The sequence below is a fragment of the Maribacter sp. Asnod1-A12 genome, assembly GCF_045063735.1.
Classification (GTDB): Bacteria; Bacteroidota; Bacteroidia; order Flavobacteriales; family Flavobacteriaceae; genus Maribacter.
Genome location: NZ_JBEFNZ010000006.1, coordinates 141017 through 155735, shown reverse-complemented (window position 1 = coordinate 155735; position 14719 = coordinate 141017). Strand labels below are relative to the sequence as shown.

Annotated in this window: 16 protein-coding genes; 7 read left to right on the top strand and 9 right to left on the bottom strand. The window is 32.3% G+C overall.

Features of this window, described 5'->3' with window-relative positions:
• The first annotated feature begins 88 nt into the window (after nt 1–88).
• Nucleotides 89–1177, top strand: coding sequence for a hypothetical protein (locus ACJJVP_RS00705; RefSeq protein ID WP_405409979.1), 1089 nt, complete (start codon nt 89–91; stop codon nt 1175–1177).
• 97 nt (nt 1178–1274) lie between these two features.
• Here ACJJVP_RS00705 and ACJJVP_RS00700 read toward each other — a convergent pair whose 3' ends face one another.
• Genes ACJJVP_RS00700 through ACJJVP_RS00675 form a run of 6 tightly spaced genes read right to left on the bottom strand, consistent with a single transcriptional unit; the run spans nt 1275 to nt 6864 of the window.
• Entirely contained in the window at nt 1275–2333 is a 1059-nt protein-coding gene (locus ACJJVP_RS00700) for a nucleoid-associated protein (protein ID WP_405409978.1), read from the bottom strand.
• Between the two features lie 53 nt (nt 2334–2386).
• Entirely contained in the window at nt 2387–2884 is a 498-nt protein-coding gene (locus ACJJVP_RS00695) for an IS1096 element passenger TnpR family protein (RefSeq protein ID WP_133672472.1), read from the bottom strand.
• 26 nt (nt 2885–2910) lie between these two features.
• Nucleotides 2911–3945, bottom strand: a complete 1035-nt coding sequence (locus ACJJVP_RS00690; protein ID WP_405409976.1) for a COX15/CtaA family protein — start codon at nt 3943–3945, stop codon at nt 2911–2913.
• Between the two features lie 14 nt (nt 3946–3959).
• Nucleotides 3960–5384 carry a CCA tRNA nucleotidyltransferase gene (locus tag ACJJVP_RS00685; protein WP_405409975.1) on the bottom strand — a complete coding sequence of 475 codons (1425 nt, stop codon included), beginning with the start codon at nt 5382–5384 and terminating at the stop codon, nt 3960–3962.
• A gap of 4 nt (nt 5385–5388) precedes the next feature.
• On the bottom strand, nt 5389–5958 hold the full coding sequence (locus ACJJVP_RS00680; protein WP_405409974.1) for an L-threonylcarbamoyladenylate synthase: 570 nt from the start codon (nt 5956–5958) through the stop codon (nt 5389–5391).
• A 6-nt stretch (nt 5959–5964) separates the two neighbouring features.
• Nucleotides 5965–6864: an ATP-grasp fold amidoligase family protein gene (locus ACJJVP_RS00675; RefSeq protein ID WP_405409972.1), complete on the bottom strand. Its 900-nt coding sequence runs from the start codon at nt 6862–6864 to the stop codon at nt 5965–5967.
• A gap of 72 nt (nt 6865–6936) precedes the next feature.
• On the opposite strand from ACJJVP_RS00675, the gene ACJJVP_RS00670 reads away from it, so the two are divergent.
• Nucleotides 6937–7755, top strand: coding sequence for a glycosyltransferase family 2 protein (locus ACJJVP_RS00670; RefSeq protein WP_405409970.1), 819 nt, complete (start codon nt 6937–6939; stop codon nt 7753–7755).
• On the opposite strand, the gene ACJJVP_RS00665 is transcribed toward ACJJVP_RS00670, so the two are convergent.
• Both ACJJVP_RS00665 and glf read right to left on the bottom strand, forming a co-directional pair.
• Nucleotides 7737–8531 (bottom strand): glycosyltransferase family 2 protein, encoded by a 795-nt coding sequence (locus ACJJVP_RS00665; RefSeq protein WP_405409969.1) that lies wholly within the window; start codon nt 8529–8531, stop codon nt 7737–7739. The genes ACJJVP_RS00670 and ACJJVP_RS00665 overlap by 19 nt on opposite strands.
• Before the next feature lie 159 nt (nt 8532–8690).
• Complete coding sequence (gene glf / locus ACJJVP_RS00660; protein WP_405409967.1) at nt 8691–9803, bottom strand: UDP-galactopyranose mutase; 1113 nt, start codon at nt 9801–9803, stop codon at nt 8691–8693.
• A 143-nt stretch (nt 9804–9946) separates the two neighbouring features.
• Here glf and ACJJVP_RS00655 point away from each other — a divergent pair, with 143 nt between their 5' ends.
• Nucleotides 9947–10981 (top strand): beta-1,6-galactofuranosyltransferase, encoded by a 1035-nt coding sequence (locus ACJJVP_RS00655; RefSeq protein WP_405409965.1) that lies wholly within the window; start codon nt 9947–9949, stop codon nt 10979–10981.
• 3 nt (nt 10982–10984) lie between these two features.
• Here ACJJVP_RS00655 and ACJJVP_RS00650 read toward each other — a convergent pair whose 3' ends face one another.
• Nucleotides 10985–11800 carry a 2,3,4,5-tetrahydropyridine-2,6-dicarboxylate N-succinyltransferase gene (locus ACJJVP_RS00650; protein WP_405416109.1) on the bottom strand — a complete coding sequence of 272 codons (816 nt, stop codon included), beginning with the start codon at nt 11798–11800 and terminating at the stop codon, nt 10985–10987.
• A 99-nt stretch (nt 11801–11899) separates the two neighbouring features.
• Here ACJJVP_RS00650 and ruvX point away from each other — a divergent pair, with 99 nt between their 5' ends.
• The 4 genes from ruvX to ACJJVP_RS00630 all read left to right on the top strand — a co-directional run bounded on the left by ruvX (nt 11900) and on the right by ACJJVP_RS00630 (nt 14703).
• Nucleotides 11900–12310: a Holliday junction resolvase RuvX gene (ruvX, locus tag ACJJVP_RS00645; protein ID WP_405409963.1), complete on the top strand. Its 411-nt coding sequence runs from the start codon at nt 11900–11902 to the stop codon at nt 12308–12310.
• Complete coding sequence (gene def, locus ACJJVP_RS00640) at nt 12311–12901, top strand: peptide deformylase (RefSeq protein ID WP_405409962.1); 591 nt, start codon at nt 12311–12313, stop codon at nt 12899–12901. It begins immediately after the preceding gene.
• A 60-nt stretch (nt 12902–12961) separates the two neighbouring features.
• Nucleotides 12962–13390 (top strand): DUF5606 domain-containing protein, encoded by a 429-nt coding sequence (locus tag ACJJVP_RS00635; RefSeq protein WP_405409961.1) that lies wholly within the window; start codon nt 12962–12964, stop codon nt 13388–13390.
• A 221-nt stretch (nt 13391–13611) separates the two neighbouring features.
• The gene (locus ACJJVP_RS00630; RefSeq protein ID WP_405409960.1) at nt 13612–14703 is read left to right on the top strand and encodes an ATP-binding protein; all 1092 of its coding nucleotides are present in this window, start codon (nt 13612–13614) and stop codon (nt 14701–14703) included.
• The last annotated feature ends 16 nt before the right edge of the window (nt 14704–14719 follow it).

The following is a 14719-nucleotide window of genomic DNA, read 5'->3' as shown; positions in this document are numbered from 1 at the left end:
TGCGATATATGTTGTTGAACGCGTTAATTCTATATGCTTAGTGAATTTTATTTCGCTGAAATGTTTAATTTGTAAGTAAATTTGAAGTATGTCAGAAGAACGATTAATGTCTAAAAAAAAACCTGCTTATCCTGTAAGTGAGGCTTTAGATGGCTATTTGAAAAACTATAGTCGTAAAACAGAAATACCTATATTTTATGATGATCTTCTTCGTTTTGCCGGTTCGGTTGCAGTTTATGATGATAATGATGTAGATACGCTATGGATAAGGGTATTTTACTCTGAATTTGAAAGAATGGAAATAGATGAGAGCTTGAAAAAAGTCTATTCTATTCTACTCTCTGACGGTACTGATAATATTCATAAATATTTAAATGTAGATTCGGTAGACTTTTGCACGTTCGGTAATTCAAAACCATTTCGTATAAAGGTTAGAAATATTTTAAATGACAACTTCACTTATTTCTATATTAAAAAGACCGATGCATCGCGTATTTATGGGTTAGAGTTAGAGCATATGCTTTCTCCATATAATTTAACTTTTTTAGTATATAAGGATACTTTAATTGAAGAGCATATTGCGGGTATACCGGGCGATATGTTTATAAAAGATATGCTGCCGAAATGCACGGAGCCTGAAAAGGCACAGTTGGCTAAAGAATTTGTAAAATTTAACGAACGTTGTATGATTCGTTTATTAGGCGATATGCGTTCATATAATTATGTTATTGTGCCTACACATGATTTTGACCATGTGGTTTATAAAATTCGAGCAATAGATTTTGATCAACAATGTTTTGAAGGTAAGCTAAAAGTCTATAGACCTCAATTTTTTAAGGAAAATTACAAAATGGTAGAGTTGGTACGTAATAAATTAACCCGAGATTCTGTTGATCAATATAAACTAGAAGAACGTTCTATGGTCGCTAAACGAATTTTAAGTTCTGGAAATCGCATTAAAAAATTACGTGCAATATGTAAAATGGATGATATTTCTACACCTGAGAATATAGCTATGCTGAGAGAAGAAATAGAAGTTCTTACTATGGATATGAAATTTCAAACATGTACCAAAATGGGTGAAGTACTAGATTTAGCATTAGATTTTGTACGTCGTAATTATGAAGACGTTAGTATGAAACAGATTCTAGAACAAGATATTAAAATAAATAATTGAGGTATATCATTAAAAATGATAAAACTAAAAGACCATTATTTTCTAATGAAAATAATGGTCTTTTAGTTTTATTGGTAACCTTTTGACTTTAAAATTATTAGCTCTTTTGTTCTTTGTTAAAGTATACTAAGTAGTAGTACATTTGTCTTTCTTCATCCCATCCTTTCTCTACAAATTTCTCTGCAGATTCTGGGTTAATGAAATCCATTTTAATTTGAATGTTAGTATCCAAATTAATAACATTCTTTATTTTTTTACGTGCATCTGAAACTGCTTTGTTTGCAATATCAAAAGTGGATACATCTTCAATACTAAATTTAGGACCTTTCTCTGTTTTATAATGTTTAAACTCAGGTATCAACTCTGGGTTTTCCATTACTTCGTTTAAAAATGTAGACTCTTCAAAAGCATCATTTTTTGCAAAATGGTTTACGGCACGGTTCATGAATAAAACCTCTTGTTGTTTGTCTTCTGCCGGTAAAACCACCTCTTTAGCAAAATCTTGACAAAACTTTAAATAGTTTTTTGTCTTAAAGTTATCATCTGAAAGTGGTTCAACACCTAAAAAGTTTTCTATCCAGTACTTTGTGTCGTACTTATTACTATCTACCGATAGTATCTTGTAACCTTCTTCTTTTTCTACATTGAAAATTAAACAACCTTTGTCTAATTTATTGATATTGATACCTTGTTGAATTACAATATCTAAATTGCTGTTCTTTTCTTCAAACTGAATAAAATCGTGTTTTAACTCACTCTTGAAGATTCCTATGGCATCTACCTTTTTGTTATCTAAAAGTAAACCAGATAAGTACGCAACGTATAATTCACCACTTTTTATATGTGGGTGATTACTTTGCTCGAACAATAGAGAGGCTACTTTTTTAGAGTTTAAATGAGCCTTAGAAGGATCATCAAAAACTTCACTTACAATTTTGTGTAATTCGTTGAATTCAACATCAACTTCATTAGCTAACTTATAGTAGTTTTCTTCTTTTTCTCTAAAAGGTTTAAAGAAGTATTCTTTTAATAACCCTGTGGTTTCATCGTTAAGCCTAAATGGTTCTTCTGAAAGAAAAACACCTTCATTTTTATTTTTGTTACCAACTCTATGTATAGAAATACTTTCAATTTGGGTAGCATATAGATTAATCATAAAATGTTCTAAATTAAATGGTTAGTAAGCGAAAAATATTATTTACCTGAAATTTAATTCCAATTTTCATCGAAATCTAAATCGTCGTAATTGTCAAACGTATCATCAAAATCAAAGGCACTATTCTCTGCCTCAAAGTTTTTCTCTGGAGGGGTTTCCGGTAGCTCACCAAATGTAAAAAGTACATTAGGGTAAGCACGGCCATCTTCATTTTCTTGAATATCTGCAAGCTCAACAAAAAACGTCCACATGTTCATGAAATCATAAACGTAGATCAATTTAGGGTTGTTTTCTGTCATGATATCCTCTAGAAAGGTCTCGTTCATTAAACGTACATCAGAACCAGATTCGCTCATATCAAAAAGTGCGATCTCCTCGTCTTGTTTCCATTCTTCATCACATGTATAAAAAGACGCCATTTCATTACCTAAAAAACCAAATGCCTGAGTAATTGCATTATGGAATTCTTCTAATGAATTGTGAGACTCAATCTCTAAATCTCTGAAAATATCTTCTTCAGCGTCTAGAATTACACGAATTTTATAAATCATACCTTAATTTTTGCGGGTCGGCAAAGTTACGAAGTTTTGGAGTCTTTTCTAGGCATTAATGCATCTAAAAGTATGTAGAACTGAACACCGAATAGAATGGAAGCCAAGACAAGGTGTAATGGCTGACTAGCAAAAGGAAAATCTAAATAGTTCATAGCTACACCGGTAAATACTACCACTAGTAGTAAAAACATGACCCAGTAGACTTTAAAGTGACCAAGGTCTAGCTTGGTTATTCTATATGCCAAGAAAGAATTCACTAAAATGATAAGTATAGAAAAAGATCGGTGAATGTAAAATAATAACTCAGGATCTTGTAACCAACTCCCTTTTGCGGCATAACCGTAAATGTCTATTTGTTCATCTACAAATTGGCGTACTTGTGTTCCCATAGCAATTTGTACTAAGGTCATGCCTAGCGCTATGATACTAATATTCAATACCAATTTATCATACTTAATACGCTTGTTTTCTTTATTTGCCAAGTATATAATGTATAATAGTATTGCTACAATTACCAAAGCCATTAACATATGAACCGTAATCTTTGCCGGCTCTAAAACTGAATATACTACGGTTGCTCCAAGCCAAGCTTGAAAAACCATACCTACAACCACTAGCCAAGACAAAACTGGTATACGCTTTTTCTTTTTCCAGAATTTAATAGACATGATTGCAAGTAGTAGGGTTGCAAGACCTGCTAAGGCACCAAAAAGCCTATTTATATATTCTATCCAAGTGTGCCATGGGTTAAATTCAGCGTAGTCATGTTTTGTGTAAGGCTCCCAATTAGCTTCATTAAAAGAATCTTTTGTAGTAAATGATTCTTTTGAAACCTGTAGCGTTTCCCGATAAATAATTACTTGACCTTTTTCAAATAATCGGTCTGGTTGCCATTGTATTTCGGTTACCTCAGTAGGTGGTATATAGTAACCAAAACATTTGGGCCAATCTGGGCAACCCATTCCACTACCGGTCATTCTAACTACGGCACCTGCGACAATCACTAAATAAACTAATACCAAAGATGTTTTGGCAATTTTTCTAAATGTAATATCCATAAATAATATCCATTCTATTTTGTACTCTGTAGTCCCAATTCTGCACCCTTAAGATACATAAATTCTTGAGCCGCTTTATATTCATTTGGTATTTCGCCTTCTAAAATGGCTTCTTTGATCGCTTCCTTAATAATACCTATTTCCTTGGAAGGTTTTAGCGCAAAAGTTTCCATTATTTCTTCCCCACTAATAGGCGGTTGAAAGTTTCTAATGTGATCACGAGCTTCTACTTCTTCAATTTTTCGGCGAACAACTTTAAAATTTTGGTGGTATTTACGCTGCTTCTTCGGATTTTTGGTAGTGATATCCGCTTCACATAAAGTCATTAAGTCTTCTACGTTATCACCGGCATCAAAAACCAATCTACGAACAGCAGAATCCGTAACATAATCTTCAGATAGTATAATTGGTCTTGAACTCATCAATACCATTTTTTGAACGAATTTCATCTTCTCGTTCAATGGCATACGTAAACGTTTGAACAATTTAAAGACCATTTTTGATCCTACAAATTCATGCCCATGAAATGTCCACCCAATTTTTTTATGGAACCTTTTAGTAGGTGCTTTACCTATATCATGTAACAAAGCAGCCCAGCGTAACCAGAGGTCATCTGTAGCTTCAGATATATTATCGACTACTTCTAATGTATGCCAAAAGTTATCTTTATGTTTTTGTCCTTCAATTTCTTCTATGCCCTGTAATGCGGTAAGTTCTGGTAGAATTAGTTCTAGTAATTCTGTTTTATGTAGTAATGAAAAACCTAAAGAAGGCTTTTTACACAACATAATTTTATGAAGTTCGTCTAATATTCGCTCATTAGATACAATTTTTAGACGGTCTTTATTTTCGGTAATCGCCTGTAAAGAGGGTAGTGCTATTTGAAAATCTAATTGGGTAGCAAAACGAATAGCCCTCATCATACGCAATGGGTCATCTGAATAAGTAATACCTGGCTCCAGGGGAGTTTTGATAATTCTATTCTCTAAGTCGGCAATACCACCAAAGGGGTCAAGAAGTTCACCGTAGTTGGATTTGTTCAAAGAAAGCGCCAAGGCATTAATGGTGTAATCCCTTCTTTTTTGATCATCTTCTAAAGTGCCATCTTCAACAATAGGTTTGCGGCTATTTCTATTGTAACTTTCTTTACGTGCACCAACAAATTCAAGTTCAATACCATCACTTTTGATCATGGCGGTACCAAAATTTTTGAAAACAGAAACTTGTGGTTTACCTTCTAATTTAGAAGCAACTTTTTCGGCAAGTTTAATACCGCTGCCAATTGCAACCACATCTATATCTTTTGGTATGTTTCGTTTTAAGAAATAGTCTCTGACGAAACCACCAATAACGTAACAATCTACAGAAAGTTCTTCTGCAGCTTCTGAAATAATTTTGAAAATTGGATTGTTTAAAGCGTCTGTATAGCTCTCTTGCATGTTCTTAATCTCGAATAATCTTCACCGTACCGTCATTAGCTAATCTAATAATTGATGAGGCGGAGCTATTCTGTTTCTCACGATGCAAATTTACCACATAGTCTACACCTTTTAAAATGGCTGAATCTATATTTTGGAAAGATTTTGGAGTACTCTGACCAGAAATGTTGGCAGAAGTAGATACAATTGGCTTTTTAAACTTGCCAATCATGTATTTACAAAACTTATCTGATGCCACTCTAATGGCCAAAGTATTATCTGCTGCTATCAAGTTTTTAGCAACTCCACGCGGATTATCAAAAATAATGGTGGTTGGTTTTGTAGATAGGTCAATAATATCATAAGCAAGGTCAGATACTTTCTCTACATGTTTTTCAAGCATGGCATCATTGGCAACCAAACATATTAAGGCCTTACTATCGTTACGTTGTTTTAATTGATATACTTTTTCAACTGCTTTTTCATTGGTAGCATCACAACCAATACCCCAAACCGTATCTGTAGGGTAGAGTATGAGACCACCATTTTCTAAAACTTCTATGCATTTGTTGATTTCTTCTTGTTCTGGTTTCATTTAAAGCTAGATTGAAGTTATGTATTTTTCGCCTTGAGGTATTTTAGGTAATATAAAATAGTCTCCAATTATTTTATTGTATTCTGCAGGTACAAACCTTCTTCGTGCATCTGAAGGGTAAAACGTCATCTCGCCAAATATGGTTTTGCCATTTATAGAATATAAATCAACCCTAACAAAAGGTAATTTATCAGCAAGTTTGATAGCAACTTCTTTCATTTCATCAAAGTTGGATGGTTTTTCTACCTCTTCTTGGTAAAATGTACTGATTTCGGTACAGAAGTCTAATTTTTTCCAATTCATATCATAAAAGCAACGATAGTTATTTGTACCTCGATCAAGATCGATCTGAACAAATTTAGGTACACCATTAAAGCAAAAGAATTTATAGTCATTTATAATATCCTTTCCCATTTCTTCTAAATATTTTTCAACAAGTAATAACGGTTTTACATCTTTATAAGCCCACTCCATACCACCACGATAGTATTGATTTTTTCGCATCCACTTGCGAAGTAAGTATTTAGATTTTAAAAGATTGAGTTTAGTTTTGTCATTTACGATTAAGTTAAAGTGAAAACCATGAACACCTTTTATAACATATTTATTAGGTAGAGCGTCAAAGTCTATTTTAGAAACTTTATCATATGTACCTATGGTTTCATTTAATATGTGTTTGCCAACCTTACTTTCTACGTATGCCTTAACATTATACTTGTCTACTAATTGGTTTAATATCTTTGGTCTATAAAATACTTTGTACCAAGATATTTTTTCATTAAAATCTTTAAGGTCGTTGTAATCTAGTTTGTTTCCAGAGTAGTATTCATAGTAAATTTTGACATAAAGTTCTTGTGGTAAAAATTTCATTTTTTTTAAAACTCCGTAAATTATTTTTTTGACCATCAAGCAATTTATTTTTATCTGGCTCAAAGATAGATAAGAGTTTTATATTTTTACAGCAATTAGAAACCTAGCATGGAGATTCCGAAAATAAGTATCATAGTTAGTACATATAATGCCGAAGAGTGGTTGAAAAAAGTGCTTTGGGGTTTTGAACAACAAATTTTTAAGGATTTTGAGGTCGTAATTGCCGATGACGGTTCTAAAGATCCTACTAAGAATTTATTAGCAGAAATGTCAGCGAAGGTACATTACCCCATTGTACATGTGTGGCAAGAAGATGAAGGTTTTCAGAAATCTAGAATACTTAATAAAGCGGTAACCGCCTGTTCGGCAGATTATATTATCATGACTGACGGGGATTGTATTCCTCGTGAAGATTTTGTTCAGGTACATTATATAAACAAGGAACAAGGGTATTTTATATCTGGCGGATATTATATGTTACCCATGAATATTTCTAAATTAATAACCCTAGACGATATTGAAAAACAACGATGCTTCAATATTCAATGGTTGAAAGAAAAAGGAATTCCGCAGACTTTTAAAAACAATAAGCTTACTGCTAAAGGCTTTATTTCTAAAATCTTAAATAGGGTTACGCCTACAAATGCTAGTTGGAACGGGCATAACTCTTCTGGGTGGAAAAAAGATATTGAAAATGTAAATGGCTTCGATGAGCGCATGCAATATGGGGGTCAAGATAGAGAGCTCGGTGAACGTTTGTTCAACTTTGGCTTAAAGTCCAAGCAACTACGATATAGTGCTGTTTGTGTGCATCTAGACCATAAAAGAGGGTATAAAACACCAGAGTCTATTGCTAAAAATGTAGGAATAAGAAATACTACTAAAAAAGATAAAAGTGTGTGGACGTTCTATGGCATTACCAAGTAATATGCTAGTTCGTTTTTTTGTTCCAACCTTTTAAGTTCATTGTAACGTTCTAAAACGCCCAATGAATTAAGGTAACAAATTATAAAACCTTTTTTACCATCTAAAATACCAAGACGTAATATGTAATGGTTGAAAAATTTCCAACTGGTTTTTAAGATCATCATCACATAACTGAACTTCTTTTCTTTGTAAAATGATTCAATTGCCTTTAAGCGACCATACTTCAACATTTTACCTTTATAATCTTCGTAGTTTTTGTAACAGTAATGTGTTAGTTTTTCTTTTAGAATGCCTGATGCTCCATCAACGTCTAACGTTTCGTGAACTATTTTACAATCAGAAAAAACAGCTTTACTTTTTCTAAAAAGTCTATAGTTTTTATCTGTCTGCCAACCGCTGAACTTTAATTTTTCATTTTTGAACATAAATTGGCGATAGAACCAAAATGCTGCAATTTCTGTATCGCTAGTTATTGTTTCTGAAATTTCATTTTGTAAGGCATCAGATACAATTTCATCAGCGTCCAAAAATAAAACCCAGTCATTTTTGGCCTGTTTTAAAGCAAATGATTTCTGAGAGGTAAAATTCTCAAATGGATTTTGAATGACTTTAACTTTAGGGTGATCCTTTAAATATTCATAAGTTCCATCAGTACTAAAAGAATCGACCACAATAATTTCATCGGCAAAAGAAACAGACTCAATACATTTTTCAATGTAGCCGATTTCGTTAAACGTAATTACTAATGCGGTAAGTTGTTCTTTTTTGGTAATCATACAATCCAATTTGATAGGTTTGCTCTAATCGGAGCGAACAAAGTTATAACAAAAAAAGAGTTAAAAAATTGTGTTAAGAAGTAAAATTCTTACATAATTGAAATCTAACGTTATAGCTCTGTTCAGTCTATAAGAGTATGTTTTTAATAATGGTTGCGTTTAATTATCAAAAAGTTTTTTAGTTTTTGCTAACGCTGCTCCAATAACCTGGTGCATGTCGTAATATTTATACTCTGCTAACCTACCTCCAAAAATAACTAAGTCTTTAGAGGCCCTGTTTTTATATTGTAAGTACAAGTTGTTATTCTGAGTGTCATTAATAGGATAGTAAGGTTCTTGTTTAGATGAAGCTTCTAATGGATATTCTTTTGTTATAACTGTTTTCTTTTGTTGTCCGAATTCAAAATGTTTATGTTCTAAAATTCTTGTATAAGGTACTTCTGTCTCGGTATAATTAACAACTGCATTACCCTGGTAATTATTCATATCTAAAATTTCATGATCAAAACGAAGCCCTCGATACTCTAATTTTCCAAATTCATAGTTGTAGTATTCATCAATTTTTCCAGTAAAAACTGTGTTTTCAGCCATGCTGTCTAGAGCAACTTTATCTTTAAAATAGTTGACACCGAGTTGCACATCAATACCTTCTAATAAACCTCCCGTAAGTTCATTGTAACCACCTATTGGTATTCCTTGGTAATTATCATTAAAATAATTGTTGTCAAAAGTAAAGCGTAAGGGCAATCTTTTGATAATGAATGAAGGGAGTTCAGTAGCTTTTCGACCCCATTGTTTTTCGGTATAACCTTTGATCAGTTTTAAATAAATGTCTTCACCAACTAGTGATAAAGCTTGTTCTTCAAGATTTTGTGGTTGCTTATTTTTATATTTTTTACTTTGTTCTTCAATTATCGTTTTGGCTTCAGCGGGTGTCTTTACCCCCCATAACTGATAGAAAGTATGCATATTGAACGGTAAGTTATATAAGTCGCCTTTATAATTTGCAATAGGTGAATTCGTAAATCTATTGAACGGTACTAAGTCATTGACATAATCCCAGATTTTCTTGTCGTTCGTGTGAAAAATATGTGCACCATAAGCATGTACATTTATTTTTTCAATTTTTTTACAATACGTATTTCCTCCTATATGTTCCCTTTTGTCAACTACTAAGCAAGTTTTTCCTCTTTTTTTAGCTTCGTGTGCAAAAACAGCACCGTACAAACCTGCGCCAACAATTAGAAAATCATACTTTTTAGTTGTTACCATTTTTCAATTTTTAAAACTCAAAGATACTGTTTGATATCTAAATTGGTTAACATGAAAATCTTTACAATAGTTTGAGTTTTATCTTTATAATTATGATTTAGAATTGTTATAATTGCATACAATTTACAATAGCTAAACACTACATGAGTTCTAAAAATCTCTATTTTATTTCTAGAAACTATAAATTTTCAAAGAATGCTGCTTCTAAACCAAAAATGGATTGTGAGACGGTTTTGGAAAAGAATGGATTTAAAAATTTGGGTTTTCAACAAAGTAATTATCGAAGCTCTGTTATAGGAGCTGTTATTAGTTTTTTTGGTATAACCAAGGGTTTATTCTTACTGCCAAGTAAGTCGATTTTTTGTATGCAATACCCTTTAAGTAAGTTCTTTGGGTATATTACAAATATTGTTTCTATTAAGAAATGTACATTAATCATTATCATTCATGATGTGAAATTTTTAATGGGGAAGTCATCTGATTTAAAAGGTGAAATGGCTAAATTCAACAAAGCCCATTTTGTCATAGTTCATAACGAATCTATGAAGAAATGGTTTCAAAAGAATGGCTGTACAGCACAATTGGTAAGTTTAGAATTGTTCGATTATATACATGCAAGTAATAAGCATGCAACACTCAACACACCTTATGATGTGGTTTTTGCTGGAGGATTGGGGAAAGAGAAAAGTGAATTTTTATATAGTATGGATAATCTTAATCCGTCAAATTATAAACTTAAGTTATATGGTAACGGCTTTAATGCGGCCGATGCTAAAAAAGATAATTCCATTTTAGATTATCAGGGTGTTTTCTCACCAGACGAGGTAATTGATGAAATACAAGGTTCTTTTGGATTAATTTGGAATGGTAACGCACTGAATGAATGCTCAGGAGATTTTGGTAAATATCTACTATATAATAATCCGCACAAGACATCTCTATATATCTTATGCGGATTACCGGTTATTGTATGGAAAAAGGCTGCTATTGCTACATTTATTCAAAAGGAAAAAATAGGTATTACCTTAAATTCATTAGATGAATTAGACGGTGTTTTAGCAAACCTTAGTTCTAAAGAATATACTACAATGATTTCTAATGTCGAAAAGGTAAAAACCAAAGTCGCCTCTGGTTATTACCTTTCTCAAGCTATAAACAAAGTAGTGAAGTTGGTTTAGATATTAAACGGCAACATCATACTCTCTTAGTGCATCATTCAATGATGTCTTTTTGTTTGTGCTTTCTTTTCTTTTACCAATTATCAGTGCACATGGTACTTGAAATTCGCCAGCTGGGAATTTTTTAGTATAACTACCAGGTATTACTACTGAACGTGCAGGAACCACACCTTTTGTTTCTACTGGGGTTTCTCCTGTAACGTCAATTATCTTTGTGCTCATTGTTAAAACTACATTAGCGCCTAATACAGCTTCTTTTTCAACTCTAACACCTTCAACTACTATACAACGAGAACCTATAAAAGCACCGTCTTCTATTATAACCGGTGAAGCTTGTAATGGTTCAAGAACACCGCCGATACCAACACCACCGCTTAAGTGTACGTTTTTACCAATTTGAGCACAACTACCCACGGTTGCCCAAGTATCTACCATAGTACCTTCGTCAACATATGCACCTATATTTACATAACTTGGCATCAATATAGTGCCTGCAGAAATAAATGCACCATGTCTAGCAACGGCATTAGGAACCACACGAATTCCTTTTTCTTTATAACCTCTTTTTAAAGGCATTTTATCGTGGTACTCAAAAATACCAGCTTCTAATGTTTCCATTTTTTGAATAGGAAAATACATGACAACAGCTTTCTTTACCCATTCATTAATTTGCCATCCGTCTGCCGTTGGCTCAGCACATCTTAATTTTCCTAAATCTAAAAGGTTTACAACCTCTCTTATGCTATCTTGAGTAATAGACTCTTTTAAAAGTTCTCTATTTTCCCAAGCTTTCTCTATTTGAGCTCTTAATTCTGTCATTTTCATAAAATTTCTTCAAATATAAGTTGAAGTAAAGTAATTAGCCATGCTCAACCGCACATATAACAAATTATCCTTTATTTTTGCCAAAAATTTAGTTTGGGAAAGATTCTTGCAATTGACTACGGAGAAAAACGTATAGGGCTAGCAGTTACCGATGATATGAAAATGATAGCATTTGGTTTGACCACAGTAGCTACTGCTGAAATTTTTGAATATTTAACTAATTATATTCCTAAAGAAAAAGTGGAAATTATTGTAGTTGGTTTACCTAAACAAATGGATAATACCGCTTCTGAGTCAGAGGTTTATATTGCTCCTTTTCTAGTGAAGTTGGCAGAAAAATTTCCGACTATAACCCTAAAAAGGCACGATGAACGTTTTACTTCTAAAATGGCTTTTCAGACTATGTTAGATAGCGGATTGAAAAAGAAACAACGAAAAAACAAAGCATTGGTTGATGAGATCAGTGCAACAATTATATTACAAGATTTTTTAAAGACTTTATAAATGATTTTACCCATTATTGCATACGGAGACCCCGTATTACGAAAAGTTGCGGATGATATAGATAAAGATTATCCAAAACTGAATGATTTGATTGCTAACATGTGGGAAACCATGTATAATGCTAGTGGTGTAGGTCTTGCTGCTCCACAAATAGGTCTGCCAATACGTATATTTTTAGTCGATACAACGCCATTTTCTGGTGATGAAGATTTAACTGCGGAAGAACAAAAACAGTTAGATGGTTTTAAACAAGTATTTATTAATGCTACTATAGAAGAAGAAACTGGTGAAGAATGGGCATTTAATGAAGGCTGTTTAAGCATACCGGATGTTCGCGAAGATGTAAATAGAAAAGATACTATTAAGATCAGTTATTTAGATGAGAATTTTAAAGAGCATATTAAAACATTTGATGGCTTGTTGGCACGAGTAATTCAACATGAATATGATCATATAGAAGGGGTATTATTTACAGATAAACTATCAAGCTTGAAAAAGAGAATGTTAAAGGGTAGATTAGCTAATATATCTAAAGGAAAGATAAGCATAGATTATCGTATGAAATTTCCTGCTTTGAAAAAAGGACGTTAAAATGCCTTTATAATTAGTAGAAAAGTATAATATTTGTCGTCTAAAATTTTAAAAGAGTTTATGGGTTTAGAGAAAATTTTATCCGTTGCGGGAAAACCAGGTTTATATAAGTTGATTACCCAAACCAGAACAGGTTTTGTGGCGGAGTCTTTATTAGATGGAAAAAGAATTACTGTAAGCTTACGCAGTAGTGTAAGTGTATTGTCTGAAATAGCAATTTACACACTAGAGGAAGAAGTCCCTTTAAGAGATGTATTTAAGAAAATACAGGAAAAGGAAGATGGTGGTAAAACATCCATCGGTCACAAAGAAGAAAAAATTAAATTAGAAGAATACTTTTTTGATGTATTACCCGATTATGATGAAGATCGCGTTTATGTTAGTGATATTAAGAAAGTTATTCAGTGGTATAATATTCTTGTAGATAATAAGATAACAGATTTTTCTAGTGAAGAGGTTCAAAATGAAGAAACTTCTGAAGAAGAATAGTCTTTCTCTTTTATTAAATATTTAAAAAGCCCTTTTGGGGCTTTTTTTTTGTTTAAAACTTAATCGTAGTACTGATTGCATTATTTAGTTAAGTCACTCATCTATAGATTTTTGTATTTCAACCATACCATTCCTTTATACATCATATATCAGCTGAAATAAGATATAAATAATTGCAATTTCGAAATGTAGATGATTAGTTGAAACAAAATTTTATTGATATGAGTTTAAGTGATTTAGATATTAATTGTGAATTGAAAAGTACTTTTTTTGAAAATGCGTATTCACCGTTCGTGATTTTAAATCGAGAAATGAATTTTATTGATGTAAATCAAGCTGCTGTTGATACCATAGGTATTGCACAAGAAAATTTTATAGGCAAAAATATACTAGATATATTCCCATATTTAGAGGGTACAGACCGCTTTGATGCATATAAAAATGTTATAGAAACGGGTGAGCCAATTGGTTTTGATGAACTTTTATTTAAAGGTGAATTTGTAGAGTATACCTTTATGTCAAAGGCATTTAAAATTGGCGATTATTTAGGTATAACAACTCTAGACATTACTAATGTAATCGATACTATCCAAAAATTAAAAAGTACACAAACTTCTTTGCGGAATGTTAATATGAATTTGCAAAGAAAAAATAAGGAGTTAGAAGATTTTTCTTATGTAGCAGCACATGATTTAAGAGCGCCATTAACTAATTTAAAAAGTCTTTTGCAAATGGTGTTAAATGCAGAACCCACTTCACAAGAAATTGTACCTATAGTCGATAAGATGCAAACCGTTACTAAGGTTATGTGTGATAAAATTAGGGCTTTAAATGAGGTTATTGCTATAAAATCGAATTTCAGTGAACATAAAGAGGATATAGTTTTTTCTGAGGTTATGGCTAGAATCAAACAAGCGAATTCAGAAGAGATTATAGAAGGGAGAACTATAATAAAAGAAGACTATTCTAGTAGCCCAAATATTAATTATAACCCTTTTCAATTAGAAAGCATTCTTCAAAATCTAATGTCTAATGCGCTAAAGTATAAGCATCCTAGTAGAAAGCTAAGTATAAAGATTACAACCAAAGAAGTTGATGGAAAAATAACCTTGATTTTCAAGGATAACGGTTTAGGTTTTAATCAAAACTTAACAAAAAAAATCTTTAAACTTTTTAAACGTATGCATACACACGTAGAGGGTCTAGGTATTGGTCTGTACATTATGCATTCTATTATTAATAGAAATGGTGGGGAAATAAACGTAACAAGTAATGTCAATAAAGGAACCGAATTTATAATTCAATTTAAATAAACACCAAAGCTATAAA